This window comes from Aeromonas sp. 602658, assembly GCF_049173005.1.
GTDB lineage: Bacteria > Pseudomonadota > Gammaproteobacteria > Enterobacterales > Aeromonadaceae > Aeromonas > Aeromonas veronii_A.
Genome location: NZ_JAAKRF010000002.1, coordinates 184,115 through 200,172, shown reverse-complemented (window position 1 = coordinate 200,172; position 16,058 = coordinate 184,115). Strand labels below are relative to the sequence as shown.

Genomic DNA, 16,058 nt, shown 5'->3' with positions numbered 1-16,058 from the left:
GCATCAACCGAGCGGCGTCGTACAGGTGAACGAGGGGTAGTCATCATGGCTGTAGCCAAAACCTTTGTTTCGGATGTGGCATACGCTGCCGGTGGCCACTGGCCCACACTGCTGGCGGATCTGGGTATCGACACCCCGCACCATGGCAAACACGGCCCTTGTCCTGTCTGTGGCGGCAAGGACCGCTTTCGTTTTGACGACAAGGAGGGGCGCGGTACCTGGATTTGTAGCCAGTGTGGGGCGGGTGATGGGCTGGCTCTGGTTTGCAAGGTAATGAGCAAGACACCCAAGGAGGCAGCCGGGTTGATAGCGCCGCTGATGGGCATGGCTGCCGGTCGGTTGGATCCGGCTGAACGTGAGCGCATTCGTCAGCAGCAACAGGCCAAGGTCCAGCAGGAACGCAAGCGGAGCGAGCAACTGCGCCAGAAGGCCGCTTGCCGTGCCGCTGCCATTATCCACGACTGTGAGCAGGGGAAGACCCCTTACCTTACTAACAAGGGATTTGCCGATCATCTGAGTGCCGTTACTCGTGCCCAGATCAATGTGAGCGGCAAGAACTACCCAGCCGGTAGCCTGGTGATCCCGTTGACCAATGAGGCGGGTGAACTGGTGAATGTACAGCTGATCGGTCATGACGGCTGCAAGCGTTATCTGGCGGGCGGGCAAAAGGCCGGGGCCTTCCACTGTATCGAGGGTGGGGAGTTGATTGCCATTGTCGAGGGTTATGCCACCGGTCTGTCGGTTTACGTGACTACCGGGGCGACGGTCTATTGTGCGATGGATTGCGGCAACTTGGGTGTAGTGGCCGCCATTGCTCGCCGCCAGCATCCTGAGGCCCGGATCCTGCTGTGTGGCGACAATGACACCAACACCAAGGGCAACCCCGGCAAGGCCAAGGCCGAGCAAGCCGCCGCAACCATAGGCGGGCTGGTAGCCCTGCCACCGGCTGCAGGTGATTGGAACGACTACCACCAAACCCACGGGCTGAACGCAACCAAGGAGGCCATCATGAGCGCCAGACCGAGTACTACCAGCCCCCACCAAGCCAAGGATGCTAGCCAGAAGGAACAGGAGCACTGGCAGGCCGAAGTGCTACCGCTTCACCCTGATCGCCATGATAAGTCAGCGCACGGGCCTGATTTGCCAAACGGGTTTGTATTCCAGGGCAATCGCCTCTGCGCTAGGGAGACGGTCGGACGGGGAGATGATGCCAGGCAAGAACTGGTCCCGATATCCAGCCCGATCCGGGTTCTCGCTGAAACCAGTGATGAGCATGGCCGTGGCTACGGCCGCCTGCTGGAGTGGCAAGATAGCGCGGGAAGAACACGCCAGTGGGCGATGCCTGTTCGCTCCCTGGTCCCGCGCAACGGTGAAGATGTGTTTACCTCCCTGCTGGATGCTGGCTTGCCGTTTATTGATTTGGGCCGCAAACGCAAACTCGCCGAGTACCTGATGGCTTGTCAGCCCGATAAGCGGATCACCTGTGTGGAACGTACCGGCTGGTATGGTAACGCCTATGTGCTGCCACAAGATACGATAGGGGCAGAAGGGGTGATCTTGCAGACGGCGGGGTATGCGGCTAACGACTTCACCGAACGTGGCACCCTAGCCGAGTGGCAACAGGAGGTAGCGGCGCTGGCCGTGGGTAACTCCCGCCTCTGCTTTGCGCTGTCGCTCGCCTTTGCGGCCCCACTGCTGACTCTGGTAGGCATGGAGGGCGGTGGGTTCCACCTCAAGGGCGAGAGTACCGACGGCAAGACCACCATCATGAAGGCCGCTGCCAGTGTCTACGGCAACCCTGATCGCTATTGTCAGACGTGGCGGGCAACCGGTAACGCTATCGAAGGTATCGCCAACCGCCGCAATGATGCCCTGCTCTGTCTGGATGAAATTGGGGAGCAGGCCGGGAAGGATGTGGGAAAAACAGCCTACATGCTGGCAAACGGCCAAGGGAGAGGCCGCCTCAAGCAAGATGGGGAGTTGAGGGAGCGCAAGGCATGGCGCTTGCTGTTCCTCTCCACTGGCGAATTGAGCCTTGAAGATCATGCTTCTGAAGATGGTACGCGCACACAAGCAGGAATGGAGGTGCGCACCATCCAGATCCCGAGCGACACCGGGCAGCATGGCGCATTTGAGCAGTTGCATGGTATGGAGGATGGCCGAACCTTCGCCGATACGCTCAAGGCCCACGCCGACAGCCAGCACGGCACCGCCTTTCACGCCTTTGTGAAGGTGCTGACTACCGATATGGAGCCGCACCGCGAGCACCTGCGGGGCGAGATCAAGCGCCTTGCTGTTGAGTTAACCCCGCATGGCGCTGGCAACCAAGTAGGCCGCGCCATCAACCGGTTCGCACTGGTGGCCGCAGCCGGTGAGCTGGCTACCAAGCTGGGCGTGACAGGCTGGCCAGAGGGGGAAGCCATCAGGGCTGTGAGAGTCTGCCTTAAGGCTTGGTTGGCAGAGCGGGGACATCTGGGTAACCAGGAGGACGCCGCTACCCTGATGCAGATCCGCGCCTTTATGCGGGCTCACCAGTACACCCGCTTTGTTGATTTGAGCGACCCAAACCACCGACCGGCAAATGTGGTGGGCTATCGGCGTAATCCCAAGCAGGGCACCAATGAAGCGCTGGAGTTCTGGGTTGATCCATCAGGCTGGATTGAGATCACCAGCGGACGCGATGCCAGGAAAGCTGCCAAGCTGTCAGCCAAAGCAGGATACCTGCTTAGTGGTGAAGGGCGCTATCAGCTGCTAAGGCCTATTCTGGACGGGAAGCGGGCACGGGTCTATGTGCTGACCGATCGGGTGCTGGCCGACGAGACAGAATAGGCCAACCAGAAGGGAATCTGGGGCTGCCAAGTGCAGCCCCTTCTTCAAGGCTCGCGCACGCGCAAGGGAAAAACAGTGGTTCTACTGGTTCAGTGGTTTCTAGATAGCTCAATCCCCTGCTACATAATGCTTAGAGCCGGAACCACTTAATAAAATATGACTGGTTCCGCACTGGTTCCAGTGGTTCTAAACTCGAAGGCGTGTTGAGGCTTGAACCGCTCACTGATTCACGGAACCAGTGGATCCCGGCAGACTGGTTCCCCCACAAACCCAGTCTTGGCGAGAGCTGGCGGGGTGTTAGAACCACTGAACCACCAGAACCATCATTTTTTCATACCTATAAACAAGACGCTGGTAGACCCAAAACCTGATGGCTCATCTGGCTGGCAGCCATGTTGTCACAGCACAATAAGCACAACCTGCTCACCGGCATACAGGATAAGGGGAACATCGTGCGACTCCCCCGCCCCCTCCCATCAGCCAAACATCCATCGCCCCCTCATTAACTGCTGACCAAATAGTCCGCCACCTCTCATTTGCCACAAGAACATCGCCCCAAAAGCATCCATAACGGTTTATGACATCCGAGCAAGACGGTAGAATGGCAGCCAACTCAATCCAATAACGGCAACAGTCTAAGGACGCAACCGTAACGACGGCTATGGCCTTGCCCGATTGAGGGCAAGTACAAAATGCGAATAGCCGATGTAGTGAGGGATAGCGGGCTTAGTCGCAGCACAATCACTTTGTGACTGTGAAGAGCCAGATTTGCTGCAAAAGGTTCCAGCGTCGCAGTATCGACAAGAGAAAAATAAATGACTCTGATTAACCTAAAAGATCTCGAAGCCCACCTTTGGCATGCCGCTCATATTATCACCGGGCCTATCGATGCGTCTGACTACAAAACATACATATTCCCCATCTTGTTCTTCAAGCGTATCTGTGATGTGTACGATGAAGAGTTTCTTGAGGCGATGGAGCAAGTCGGTGATGAAGAGCTTGCCAAAGGCGATATGTTCCACCGAATCCAAATTCCTGCATATTGCCACTGGAAAGATGTCTTTGCCGAAACCAAAGACCTTGGCCAGGCATTGAAGGATGCGTTTAGAGGGATCGAGTTAGCCAACCCGAAGTTGCACGGCATATTTGGTGATGCCAGCTGGACCAATAAAGAGCGCCTATCTGATGAACTCTTAGCTACGCTGCTCAATCACTTCAACAAAGTGAATCTGGGCGTAGCCAGTGTTCGTAACGACGATATGGGCCGCGCATACGAATACCTGATTAAACGCTTTGCGGACAAAGCCAACAAGAAAGCCGGCGAGTTCTATACCCCACGTACCATTGTGCGCTTAATGGTCAACATCCTAGATCCGCAAGCAGGCGAAAGTGTTTACGATCCTGCCTGTGGCACTGGCGGCATGTTGCTAGAAACCATTCACCACGTGAAAGAAAATGGTGGAGATCCACGCCTGCTCAAAATCAAAGGCCAAGAAAAGAACCTGACCACTGAAGCCATTGCCCGCATGAACCTCTTCCTACATGGCCAAGAAGATTTCGACATCGTCCGTGGCGACACCCTGCGCGAGCCCAAGTTTTTGGTCAGTGATAGCCTGGAAGCCTTTGATTGCGTTATCGCCAACCCGCCATTCAGTTTAACAGAATGGGGTTACGATCTTTGGTCGGCCGATCCGTATGGTCGCAACCAATATGGTCTGGCTCCCAAAACCAATGGCGATTTTGCCTGGGTGCAACATATGTTTGCATCCTTGAACGACCATGGTCGCATGGCGGTGGTGTTGCCCCATGGGGTGCTGTTCCGTGGTGGTGCTGAAGGTAAGATTCGTAAGTATTTACTCAAAGAAAATCGTATTGTCGCGGTAGTCGGTGTTGCTTCTAACCTGTTTTATGGCACCAGCATTCCGGCCTGTATTTTAGTACTGCGCAAACAAAGGCCTGACGCACACAAAGATCACGTGCTGATCATCAATGCCGAAGAAATATTCACCAAGGGTCGGGCACAGAATACCTTGTCAGACACCCAAGCTGATGACATTTACGAAATCTATCGAAAAATGCGCACCAAAGGCCCTGAAGCAGATGATATCGAAGGAATAGCGCGTTGGGTTCCCCATAGTGAGATTGAAGAAAACGACTTCAACCTCAATATCGCACGTTATGTACAAAAACCACTGGAAGAAGAAACCATCACGGTGGAAGAAGCGCTAAAAGACTTTCAGCAAAAGCTGGCCGCATTAGAAAAAGCAGAAAATGAACTAGAGGCCCTGCTTATCCAAGAAGGGTTTGAACTATGAGCTTATTAAATAACAAGAAGCTAGAGGATTTACTCTGGGGTGCAGCCGAGTTTTTACGAGGCCAAATCGACGCCTCAGACTACAAGCAGTACATCTTTCCACTGCTATTCTATAAGCGCCTGTCGGATGTGTACTTAGAAGAGTACACCGAAGCATTGGAGATCCACGCCGGCGATGCCGAATACGCCGCCATGCCCATGTTCCACCGCTTTGATATTCCACAAGAAGCGCGCTGGGAAAAAGTGCGCCACACCAGCAAAAACATTGGTGAGGCCATTCAAAATGCACTGCGTTTAATTGAAGCCAACAACCCGCGCTTACATGGGGTTTTTGGTGACGCCCAGTGGACCAACAAAGAGCGTTTACCCGATCATCTGCTATCTGATCTGATTGAGCACTTCAGCAAAATTCCGCTGGGGATTAAGGCGGTTGCTCAAGATGATCTGGGCGAGGCTTACGAATACCTGATTAAAAAATTCGCCGACGACTCCGGCCACACTGCCGCCGAGTTCTATACCAACCGTACCGTGGTGCATTTAATGACCCGCATTATGGGTCTCAAACCCGGTGAAACCGCCTATGACCCTACCTGTGGCACCGGCGGTATGCTGCTTAATGCGGTAATGGATCTGCGTTCTCAAGGTAAAGAGTGGCGTTCTGTACATTTGCACGGGCAAGAGGTTAACCTGCTTACCTCCGCTATCGCCCGTATGAATATGTTCCTGCATGACATTGAAGAGTTCGATGTGCTGCGTGGCGATACCCTGGCTGAGCCCAAGTTTATTGAAAACGACCAGCTCAAGCAGTTTGATGTGATTTTTGCTAACCCGCCTTACTCCATAAAAAAGTGGAACCGCGACAAGTTTGCTGCTGACCCTTATGGCCGCAACCTCTACGGTGTGCCACCACAAGGCTGTGCCGACTATGCGTTTTACACCCACATTATCAAGAGCCTAAAGCCTGATACAGGCCGAGCCGCCATGCTTTGGCCACACGGCGTGTTGTTTCGCGATTCCGAACAAAGTATCCGCAAGCAGGTGATTGAGTCCGATATTATCGAAGCGGTGATTGGCCTTGGGCCAAATCTGTTTTACAACTCGCCGATGGAATCCTGTGTGGTGGTGCTCAATTGCAATAAACCTGCCGAGCGGAAAAACAAGGTGTTGTTTATCAATGGCGTGGAACATGTTACCCGCGAGCGAGCACACAGCCGTTTATCGGATGAAGACCTAGCCGTGCTTTGTGAGGCTTACTTTGATCCCGATAAACAAAGTGACATTACTGCGTTGGTGGATATCGACACCCTTAAAGAGAACCTCTACAACCTGTCGATTCCGCTCTATGTACAAGCACAAAGCAATTGCGAAATACACGATATTGAGCATGCCATCGAGGCATGGAAAATCAGCCGAGTGCAATTGAAAATGCAGACCAATAAATTATACCAAAGCTTAAAAGAATTTGGATTTGACATTAACGGTAAGGGCATAAAGTAATGAGTGATAAGCAAACCGTTAAATTTGGTGATATTTGCCGCGAAGTAAAGCTAACGACCAAAGATCCGATTGCCGAGGGCTATGAGCGCTATATTGGTTTGGAACATTTGGATTCAGGCTCGCTAAAAATTAAACGCTGGGGGATTATTGCTGAAGATAACCCAAGCTTCACCCGGGTTTTTAAGAAGGGACATATCCTGTTCGGAAAACGCCGTCCTTACCTAAAGAAGGCCGCTATTGCTGAGTTTGATGGAATTTGTTCGGGTGACATTATTGTACTTGATAGCAAAAAAGGGGGGCTTGCTCAGGAGTTGCTTCCATTTGCTATTCAATCTTCTAAATTTTGGAATTGGGCGATCAAAACCTCCTCCGGCTCATTATCGCCTAGAACAAAGTTTTCCGCGCTTAGTGATTTAGATATTACGCTACCCTCAGACAATGAGCAGAATAATCTAAGGCAGCTAATTTCAAAAAAAGAGGATGTTAGACGAATAAATTCAGACCTGATGAATTCATCGGCACGCCTTTTACGAGTGCTGCTACAAGATTTTGTATGTACTAAATCTACTGAGAACAGCGTAAAAAAACATATTCCTGCTGGTTGGTCACTAAAAAAGCTAAAACAAGTGGCCAATTATCAGCTCGGAAAGGCATTTCCGTCCACTGATTATTGTGAGAGTGGTGTAAAACTATTGCGGCCTGGCAATTTATACAGTAATGGGTTAGTAAATTGGTCTGCAGCAGATACTACATATTTGCCTATTCGCTATTTGGAAGAGAATCCAAACTACGTCGTAGGTGATAACGAGATAGTAATGAACCTGACAGCACAGAGTCTAGACGATGGTTTTCTCGGCCGTGTATGTATGACCCAAAAAAGTGAAAGCTGCTTGCTGAACCAACGACTGGCAAGAATAACGCCATTTGAAGAGAACGATAGTGATTATTTGTACTGGGCATTGCAAAGCCGGCTGGCTAGAGAGTATCTCCATAGAATGCCTGTCGGCACAAAAGTGAAGCATTTATACAACTTTGAAGTTGAAAACATTCCTATCTTAATTCCAAACGATAAGATTACGCAACAGCAATATGCAAAGGTCATGAACGCAATAGCTAATTTAGTGAGACTGACTAACGATAAAACCAAAAGTTTGGATTTGTTATCGCATATACACGACAAACTCATTTCGTAGGAAGAAAAATGTTTAACGAACAAACTGTCACAGAGAATGGGATTATTGACCACTTGAAGGCTCTGAGCGCTATAAAATGGACTTACTGCCGAGGTGATAGCCTGCCGAAAAAAGCGCAGGATATCTTCGTTGACGAGTGGCTAAAAGACGCGTTGTGTTCGTTAAACCCCGATATTGCTATACAGCCAGATTATGCCGATGAAGTCATTTATAAGCTGCGTGGCGTGGTGCTTGAAGCGTGCCATACCGGCTTGGTAAAAGCCAATGAGAATTTTCATGAATGGTTGATGGCCGAGAAATCCTTGCCCTTTGGCGAGAATGGCGACCATATCACCATCAACCTGATTGATTTTGACAACATCGGCAACAACCACTTTGTGGTCGCGCAGCAGGTACACTATATCGCGGCCACCGAAGTCTATTTTGACATCGTGCTCTATGTGAATGGGATTCCCTTGGTGGTAGGAGAAGTAAAAAGCGCCACCCGCCCGAGTGTCACTTGGCAAGATGGTGCCGCCGATTTTATGGGCGGTAAAAAGCACTACTGGAAAAACGTTGAACCCTTCTTTGTGCCCAACCTGCTCTGTTTTGCCAGTGAAGGAAAAACCTTTGCTTATGGTGCCATTAACGCTCGGGTAAAAGATTGGGGCCCTTGGCACAATACCAACCTGCGCGATGAAATATTGCCCGGACTGGCATCAGTGCTGGATAGCTGTGAGGGCTTGTTAAACCCGCAAACCTTATTGCAGCTGCTGGAATCTTTCGCGCTATTTTCAACGGTTAAAACCGGCAAAGACACCCCACCCAAACGCATAAAAATCCTGCCGCGCTACCCGCAATTTGAAGCCGCAAAACAGATTGTTGAGCGTGTGCGCCAAGGTTACCCGAAAAAAGGCCTTATCTGGCACTTCCAAGGTTCGGGTAAATCCTTGCTGATGCTTTATGCCGCCAAGATGTTGCGCTGTGACAATCAGCTTAAAAACCCCACGGTATTGATCGTGGTAGACCGCCGCGATCTGGATAGCCAAATCAACGAGACTTTTGGTGGGGCTGACGTTAAAAACCTGATTAAGGTACAGAGCTGTAAAAAGCTTGGTCAACATATCGAGCAAGACAGCCGAGGCATTTTAATTACTACCATCTTTAAATTTAAAGATGTCGAGATCATTGAGAGCAACCCCAACGGCCTCAACAGCCGCGACAACATCATTGTGTTGGTGGACGAAGCCCACCGCACACAAGAGGGTGGCTTGGGTGAGAAAATGCGCTGGGCACTTCCCAATGCGCACTTCTATGGTTTAACCGGTACACCAATTTCGGGTATTGACCGCAACACTTTTAAGCTATTTGGCGCTGATGAAGACCCCGGCCGCTATATGAACCGTTATAGCTATAAACAGTCGATTCGCGATGGTGCCACCAACCCGGTGAAGTTCGAACCGCGCTTGGCAGAGCTGCGAGTAGATCGTGATGCGATTAACGAAGAGTTCGAAAAGCTCGCCAAAGAGAACAACCTCAGCGACGAAGAGAAGGCCGCACTATCTAAACGCGCAGGCAAGTTATCTAACCTGCTCACAGCACAGAATCGGATGACGGCTGTGAGCACAGATATTGCCGAACACTTTACCAATCACGTAAAGCCGAAAAAGATGAAAGGTATGGTGGTGGTGTACGACCGCGATGCTTGCGTGAAAATGTACTACTTGCTGGGTGAAAAACTCGGTTTTGATGCCGTTGAAGTGGTCATGAACGTCAATGATGCGCCCATAAAAGCAAAAGACGGCTGTAAAAAAGACAAGATCAATAAAGACTGGCGCAGATGGCATAACGAATTGAAATTGCCAATTCAGCAAGCGGATTTTGAGCGGTGGCAGCAGATAGATGCCGAAGAGCAAACCCAGAAAGACTTGATCGAAAGCTTCAAAGACCCCAAGCATCCGTTACAACTGATTATTGTCACGGCGAAGTTACTTACCGGTTTTGATGCGCCAATTTGCTACTGCATGTATCTAGATAAGCCGCTGCGCGATCACACGCTTTTGCAGGCAATGTGCCGCACCAATCGTCTGTATGAAACGGACGAGGCGCGCAAAAATATGGGTCTGATCATCGACTATCTCGGCGTATTTGAAAACCTACGTACTGCACTGGCCTATAACCCGGAAGAGATTGATGGGGTGGTTGAAGGCATTGAAGCCTTTAAGAAGATACTGCCTGAGCTGCTGGATAAGTGCTTGTCCTTCTTCCCGGGTGTTGACCGAACCTTAGATGACTTTGAAGGTATTATGGCGGCACAAGAATGCTTGCCGACCAATGAAAAACGTGACGCATTTGCTGCCAGTTTTGGCGTGTTGGCCAGGCTGTGGTCGGCCATTAACCCAGATACCTTCTTAACCCCATACCGCAAAGACTATAAGTGGCTGGCACAAATCTACGAATCGGTACGTCCCGTTGGTCAAACCGGCGCTCTGGTATGGGCGGCCCTTGGCCCTGAAACCATTAAAATGATCCACGAGCATACCGACATCAAGCGTATTCGTGATGATATCGATGAACTCATCATGGATGAACACGCCATATTTACCTTGACCGACAAAGAGCAGGAGCAGCGCGCCAAACGCCTGGAAATTGATCTGATGGGCCGTCTACGTGGTAGCAACGAGCCAAAGTTTGTTGAGTTGGGCGAACGCTTGGAAAAACTGCGCCAAGACTACGAGGCTGGTGTGATTAAAGCCATCGACTGGTTAAAAGGTCTGTTAGATGCCGCGAAAGATAGCGTTCAGGCCGAGCGAGAAACCGGCGAACATGTGGTGACCGAAGAGGACAACAAGCAGGCTTTAACCAAGCTGTTCTTGGAAACTCGCCCTGAAACCACGCCCAAGTTAATTGGTGATGTGGTTGAGCAAATCGACAAGATAGTCAAAGCCACCCGTTTTGAAGGTTGGCAAAACTCTAACAGCGGGCCTAGAGAGATTCAAAAGGCTTTGTTTTTGACGTTGGCTCAGTTTGGACTGAGTAAGGACAAAGAGCTGTTTCAAAAAGCTTATGGGTATATCGAAGAGCATTACTGATGCAAAAGGGAATCGAGGCCGAGCAGAGATACCTGTTTGATGTGCAGGCCTATGTCGCCTATACCGATGACCCCATGACCAGGGAGGAGCGAGCAGCACAATCCGAGGCCATGCAGGACCAGGAGTTTGACTGCAGGCAGCTATCCTTCTTGAGCTTCGTGCTGGATCATTATGCCAAAGAGCGGGTCACCGAGCTTGATGACACCAAGCTGGGACCACTCCTCAAGCTCAAATACAACAACGTGCTGGCCGGTGCCTGTGCCGAGTTGGGGACTCCTGATGCTGTGCGCCGAGCCTTTGTCGGCCTCCAGAAGTATCTATCAGGGTCAGTGAGGGAGATGAAAAGTATTGCTACAAAGGCACAACCTGCTCCAGACCATCTCACGGGTGACCGCAAGGAAAAGGGACTGGTGGTTGACCACATCGGCATCAAGAGCCGGATGAACATGGCTCAGGCCATGTACTCCAAGAACGATGAGGTCAATTTCGAAGAAATCCGCCAGTCACTTACCGAGGTACGCAACCACTTAGATCTACTGCGCACCCTGTTCCACACATTGATTACTTCTCTGGCGAGCCTACTAGGCGGAAAACTTCAAGAATTACCAAGGAAGTTAAGCTCATGACCATTCGCGGCGGTAGTAGCGATGGCCGCGACCGCTCTCTTTTTTTGCCGTATTGCAGACAGGCAAGGCTGGATTGCGTAACCCCGTATATCCAGAGCCTGCTTATCTAGGCGCATTTTGAGGTTGATTGTATATGTCAGTTTTTTTGTTGACCTGGAATCCTGATCAATTTTCTACCGGTGGTGATGGCAGTCAAGCTGGCCTGTTGGACTACCGTGAGGGCGATGAGATCCGATGGTCTTGCCGCAGCAAACAACCGCAATTTGGAGATACTGTGTATCTGATCCGCCTAGGCAAAGAGCCGCGCGGGATCATTGCCAAAGGGGTTGTTACCCAAGCACCGTTCAGTGATTCAGACTGGAAAGATGCAAATCTGGAGCGCTCTTACATCAAGTTCCAGTTGCAGGAGTTGCGACAATCATGTCAGGCGGGATTATTGCCAATGTTGCTGCTCAAGGCTTCGCTACCCGGCCAGACTTGGAGTTCGCAAACATCAGGGATTGCGATCAAACCGGATGTTACGGCTGCGCTAGCGAATCTGTGGAATGCCGGTAAGGATAACCACTCGTTAGTGCAGTTTATGCGTTGGACAAAAGAACATGATTTTAATCAGCAATGGTATGAGGATTATCAGGCTACCTGCCAATTGGCCGAAGAGATAAGACGTGGTAAACCGGTGACGGACTCCGATATCAATAAGCTGTGGCGTGATAAATCCAATGGCATCGCCAGTGCTGGCCAAGGGTTAATGTATAATAAAGAGTTCAACAGCAATGTTGAGTTCCTGCGCCAGCTAACCGTGGAAATCATTAAATCTCCCACTCTGGAAACCTATCGTCAGGTGTTTCAACGCTGGAAAAGTGATGGGACATTTGAACGGTATCTGAAGGTCGTTATTAACCGGGTTTTTGGTGCTGCATCTCCCCAAAATTACACCAGTATTGCTGATGGCTCTTGTCTCAAACCTCTGTACCAAGGTCTGCAAAGCCAATTTCAAATTGATATTAAACCAAACGATGATTGGTTAGAGGACAATCAAACATTACTGGCGGCGGTGAACCCTATCATCCCCAGTGAGTGGGATCTGTATACCCGTAATATCTTGCTATGGAACCTGTATGAATGGCTTGTTGAGCCAGTAAAAGATGACGACCATACCCAATCCCACCAGGCTGATAATCAGATCAACGAGGAAGACGCAGACTACATGACTAGCACAGAGCCTGTTCGCACCCAGCCTAAAAATGTCATCTATTACGGGCCACCAGGAACCGGTAAAACCCACCAGTTGCAGCAGCTGCAAGCCCAGTATGCCCATATCCCGGCAACGATGGATGAGTCGCTGTGGCTGCGCGATAAATTGGCGCCGCTCAACTGGATGCAGGTACTGGTATTGTCATTACTGAGTCTGGGCAAGCGCGCCAAAGTTGCCGAGATTGTGGGCAGTAAGTTCTTCCAGACTAAGGCGAGCATTAACGGACGTACCGATAATCTGGCGCAAACGGCGTGGAGTTATCTGCAGAAATTTACCGTCGCAGAGTCAACAACCGTCAATTACAAGGGGCATTGTGAACCTGGGGTTTTTGATAAATCAAGCGACTCAGTTTGGCTGTTGCTCGATGACAGGCTGGAGTTGGTGGATGATTTGGTGCAGTTACATGCTGAACTGACCCACGGGCCGCATTCCGCCGACGAAATCAAACGTTATGCAACAACCACCTTTCATCAATCCTATGGCTACGAAGAGTTTATCGAGGGGTTGAGAGCGGCAACTGACGATGAGGGGAATATTCACTATTCGGTTGAGCCGGGTGAATTCTTAAAACTTTGTCGTCGTGCCGAGCAAGACCCTTCGCATCAGTACGCGATGTTTATTGATGAGATCAACCGCGGCAATATTTCCAAAATTTTTGGTGAGCTGATCTCGCTAGTTGAGATCGATAAACGGGCCGGTGGTCAGCACCCCATGACAATTCAGCTTGCCTACAGTGGCAAGCCATTTAGCGTGCCATCGAACGTCGATATCATCGGCACCATGAATACCGCCGATCGCTCTTTGGCATTGATGGATACTGCGCTGCGCCGTCGCTTTGACTTCATTGAGATGATGCCTGATAGCACTCTATTTGCAGGTCATGATGCCATCGATATCGGCAGCGGTCACCCCCTCAGCCTTGGCAAGCTGCTTGATAAGCTCAATCAGCGTATTGAGGTGCTTTATGACCGCGAGCATACGCTGGGGCATGCGTTCTTTTACCCGGCCTATCAGGCGGTAAAAAATGGCGATCACGCTGGCGCCTTGCTCGCACTTAAAGAGGCATTCCAGACCAAGGTGATCCCGCTACTGCAAGAGTACTTCTATGAGGATTGGCAAAAGATCCGCCTGGTACTCGGGGATAACCAAAAGCGAGACGCCAGTGGCAAAGAGGTGGCAGGGCTGCAATTTGTGCAACAGCGCCCGATCAACTTCAAGATGTTATTTGGCAATGACTATGAGCCGGATCAGTTCGGGGTGAACCAGCACCGTTATGAGCTGGCTGATCATGAGCATTCGGTGTGGGATGAGGGCATGGCCTATCTGGCGATTTATGCCCCTGATGTGGCCCAACGCTATGCGCCGGATCACGCACTACAACCCTCTGCTGCGCAGGTCGAAGATGTCACTTCGTAACGATATTGCGCTGTTCGAGTACGCCTATCTGGTCAGCGAGGAGAGCGGTATTACCCCGATCCCGCATGAGGTGGAGGCAATTTCGCCCTTGGCGTTTCGTTACCTCAAGGAGATGGCACTGGGGATCGACCAGGATAATCGCCTGTTTCGGCTGTGCAAAAAACTCGGCGCAGAAGCACTGCAGGTACAAAATTATGCAGGGGTGATCTTCACCCCTGATGGCACTCAAGTTGAAGTGTTGCCCAAGCTGGGGAGGCCTGTTCAGGCCAACGATACCGATACAGCAACCCCCTCCTCTGCCGCCCGCTGTGAAGCGGCCCGGCATGCGCTGTTGATCATGCTGCGGGCATTGCGGGAGTTTTCCCATCTTCAAACAACGAACGCCAACATCCGCCAACAAAAAATGTCGTTGCTGGAGGTGTTCATTAGCCAATTTCTTGATTCGGTGAATACCTTGGTCAAGAAGGGGCTGCGCAGTGACTATGTTCGCTGTGAGGAGAATTTGAGCTACCTCAAGGGCAAGCTCAATACCGCCCGTCAGTTGCGTCAAAACATCATCACCAAACACAAGTTCCATTGTGAATATGATGAATTCTTAGTCGATCGCCCTGCCAACCGCCTGCTGCATTCGGCACTGGTTGCGCTGGCTGCCATCACGCGCAGTGGGAATAACCAAAGGTTGCTGCAAGAGCTGACCTTTGTCTTTTGCGAGGTTCCACTCAGTACCGACTACAAATGCGATTTTGCCCGCTTGCGCATTGACCGGGGAATGAGCCATTACCAAACGCCACTGGCATGGGCGAAATTGATTTTAGAGGGTTTTTCTCCGCAAACCATGAGCGGGGGGCACCGGGCAATCTCATTGCTGTTCCCGATGGAACGGGTTTTTGAAAACTATGTGGCGAAAACGCTGCGAGCCACACTCCCACCGCTGCTGACGTTAACCGCCCAGGCACAGCGTAAACACCTGGTTTCCCATCATGACGCTGCATGGTTTCGGCTTAAACCCGATATGGTGATTGAGCAGGGCAGCAAGGTGATCAGCGTGCTTGATACGAAATGGAAACTGCTAGACCCCGCGAAAGGGAACGGCACCGATAAGTACGATCTGCAGCAAGGTGATTTTTATCAGATGTTTGCCTATGGCCATCACTACTTTGATGACCCTGATGGGGACAGAGAAATGTTCTTGGTGTATCCAGCCCATCGCGCATTTCAGGAGCCGATAGCCCAGCCATTTGATTTCCCAGTTGCTGGCCAAAAAACCATGCGTTTATGGGTGGTGCCGTTTGTGATTGATGCCGTTGAGTCTCGCTTGGTACTGCCTGCTCAATGCCAGTTACAGCTGCGAAGTTTGCAGTAAAGAGTTCAGAGTAAGAATGAAGGTTAGATGGCACCGATAGGGGCCAGCTGGCTCAACATGCAACATGGTTAGGGTAGCAAATGGCTAGTAAGGTATTTATGCGACCAGTGTGCCCAACTACGTGTGAGTGAAATACAGGGCTTATCACGACAAAATCAATAAATACAATAAGTTAGGCAATGTCTGGCACGTACTTATGCGACCATTACGCGTACGCGCGCGCATGCGCGAAATATCATGCTACGAGAACAATGTATAGGTCTTGTTGATACCCATGTCAGCACCTATTGGTGAAGAGCCCTGATCGATTAAACTGGAGCGCAGCCAAAGTCCCTGTCAGTGGCGCACAGACGGGGAGCCCGAGACGGCTAGTACGTGGGAATATATAGGTATTGAAGGGTATGTGGGAAAAACATCCTGATGATGCCAAATGGTGCGCTAAACCATCATCATTGGCTTGCCATGCAATTGCCTTGCACCCACTCCAACCGAGT

Annotated in this window: 8 protein-coding genes; all 8 read left to right on the top strand. The window is 50.9% G+C overall.

From position 1 onward, the window contains the following. Nucleotides 1–45: 45 nt before the first annotated feature. The gene (locus G5253_RS03150) at nt 46–2,829 is read left to right on the top strand and encodes a DUF927 domain-containing protein (protein WP_421202660.1); all 2,784 of its coding nucleotides are present in this window, start codon (nt 46–48) and stop codon (nt 2,827–2,829) included. 815 nt (nt 2,830–3,644) lie between these two features. Further along, the gene (locus G5253_RS03145; protein WP_421202659.1) at nt 3,645–5,144 is read left to right on the top strand and encodes a type I restriction-modification system subunit M; all 1,500 of its coding nucleotides are present in this window, start codon (nt 3,645–3,647) and stop codon (nt 5,142–5,144) included. After that, nucleotides 5,141–6,640 (top strand): type I restriction-modification system subunit M, encoded by a 1,500-nt coding sequence (locus G5253_RS03140; RefSeq protein WP_421202658.1) that lies wholly within the window; start codon nt 5,141–5,143, stop codon nt 6,638–6,640. Before G5253_RS03145 ends, G5253_RS03140 begins: the two co-directional genes overlap by 4 nt. Further along, nucleotides 6,640–7,833 carry a restriction endonuclease subunit S gene (locus G5253_RS03135; protein WP_421202657.1) on the top strand — a complete coding sequence of 398 codons (1,194 nt, stop codon included), beginning with the start codon at nt 6,640–6,642 and terminating at the stop codon, nt 7,831–7,833. The genes G5253_RS03140 and G5253_RS03135 overlap by 1 nt, the downstream gene beginning before the upstream one ends. 8 nt (nt 7,834–7,841) lie before the next feature. Beyond that, on the top strand, nt 7,842–10,904 hold the full coding sequence (locus G5253_RS03130) for a type I restriction endonuclease subunit R (RefSeq protein ID WP_421202656.1): 3,063 nt from the start codon (nt 7,842–7,844) through the stop codon (nt 10,902–10,904). Then, nucleotides 10,904–11,530 (top strand): type I restriction-modification enzyme R subunit C-terminal domain-containing protein, encoded by a 627-nt coding sequence (locus tag G5253_RS03125; RefSeq protein ID WP_421202655.1) that lies wholly within the window; start codon nt 10,904–10,906, stop codon nt 11,528–11,530. The genes G5253_RS03130 and G5253_RS03125 overlap by 1 nt, the downstream gene beginning before the upstream one ends. 133 nt (nt 11,531–11,663) lie before the next feature. Further along, entirely contained in the window at nt 11,664–14,201 is a 2,538-nt protein-coding gene (locus tag G5253_RS03120) for an AAA family ATPase (protein WP_421202654.1), read from the top strand. Then, entirely contained in the window at nt 14,188–15,564 is a 1,377-nt protein-coding gene (locus tag G5253_RS03115; RefSeq protein ID WP_421202653.1) for an McrC family protein, read from the top strand. Before G5253_RS03120 ends, G5253_RS03115 begins: the two co-directional genes overlap by 14 nt. Nucleotides 15,565–16,058 lie beyond the last annotated feature (494 nt).

Bases quoted from the DNA above. Each gene is read 5' to 3' on its own strand.
- G5253_RS03130 (WP_421202656.1), top strand. From the start codon at position 7,842: ATGTTTAACGAACAAACTGTCACAGAGAATGGGATTATTGACCACTTG.
- G5253_RS03145 (WP_421202659.1), top strand. From the start codon at position 3,645: ATGACTCTGATTAACCTAAAAGATCTCGAAGCCCACCTTTGGCATGCC.
- G5253_RS03125 (WP_421202655.1), top strand. From the start codon at position 10,904: ATGCAAAAGGGAATCGAGGCCGAGCAGAGATACCTGTTTGATGTGCAG.
- G5253_RS03150 (WP_421202660.1), top strand. From the start codon at position 46: ATGGCTGTAGCCAAAACCTTTGTTTCGGATGTGGCATACGCTGCCGGT.
- G5253_RS03120 (WP_421202654.1), top strand. From the start codon at position 11,664: ATGTCAGTTTTTTTGTTGACCTGGAATCCTGATCAATTTTCTACCGGT.
- G5253_RS03115 (WP_421202653.1), top strand. From the start codon at position 14,188: ATGTCACTTCGTAACGATATTGCGCTGTTCGAGTACGCCTATCTGGTC.
- G5253_RS03140 (WP_421202658.1), top strand. From the start codon at position 5,141: ATGAGCTTATTAAATAACAAGAAGCTAGAGGATTTACTCTGGGGTGCA.
- G5253_RS03135 (WP_421202657.1), top strand. From the start codon at position 6,640: ATGAGTGATAAGCAAACCGTTAAATTTGGTGATATTTGCCGCGAAGTA.